The sequence below is a fragment of the Wolbachia endosymbiont of Nomada ferruginata genome, from assembly GCF_001675785.1.
GTDB lineage: Bacteria > Pseudomonadota > Alphaproteobacteria > Rickettsiales > Anaplasmataceae > Wolbachia > Wolbachia pipientis.
Map to the genome: position 1 here is coordinate 1 of NZ_LYUY01000180.1, position 726 is coordinate 726.

At 36.2% G+C, this 726-nt stretch carries 1 protein-coding gene and 2 pseudogenes; 1 reads left to right on the top strand and 2 read right to left on the bottom strand.

What is annotated here, in order from left to right; translation table 11 throughout:
* Positions 1-89: pseudogene (locus BA053_RS07575) on the top strand (IS5/IS1182 family transposase); the annotation flags it as partial.
* Between the two features lie 8 nt (positions 90-97).
* Here BA053_RS07575 and BA053_RS08230 read toward each other — a convergent pair.
* Positions 98-286, bottom strand: a pseudogene (locus BA053_RS08230) (Rpn family recombination-promoting nuclease/putative transposase); the annotation flags it as partial.
* A gap of 20 nt (positions 287-306) precedes the next feature.
* Positions 307-726, bottom strand: a 420-nt coding sequence (locus BA053_RS06340) for a pyrimidine dimer DNA glycosylase/endonuclease V (protein WP_065106882.1), incomplete at its 5' end; no start/stop codon positions are given.

Sequence of the window (726 nt, forward strand, 5' to 3'; positions counted from 1 at the left end):
GATTGTGGAAAAATTGTGAGCGAAAACTCAATACTAGCCTACAAATGGTCGTTCTGGCTTTCACTGCCTTACTTCTGAAAAGATTATGAACAGGCTCTTAGGCTTTTTCCTTAGGTTTTGAAATTTCAGCTTTAGGAAGACCGGTAGACTCAGCTATTAATTCAACAGATACACCTGCTTTAAGTAGGTTTTTTGCAACTTCAATTTCTCTTTCTTTTCTACCTTGCTCTTCCCCAATTTGGATGCCTTCCTCCCTGCCTTTTTCATGGCCGATTTGGATAGCTTCTCTATTTATGACTGATCAGACTATAGCATTCTGTCTAGCAACCAATCTGGTGCTTCTCTGCCTTTTTCCCACTTGGCAAACTTCATCTTTTCTTTTAAGTAATACTCTCTATAGGCTTCTATTGGATTACTACATTTATATCGATCAGGTAACGCTTGTGTAAAAGCTTGTATATCAGCTGATTGAAAAATTAGCAAATCCTTATTATTATCACACCAATCTATAACTTCTTCAGATTTATGCGTTCTTTTATATCGCCAGGTGTACTCTTTACATAATTCTTTTCCATATCCTATCAACCAATTAAAGTTTCCTTTTGAGTGTCTAGCCCATAGAGAACAAGGGTGGTTTTTGTGAGTAAGTTTATATGGAACTTCTATATTTTGGTTTGTGATACTGACAAAAGGATTTGGCGCTTTTAATGCGATTGAAAAAACACT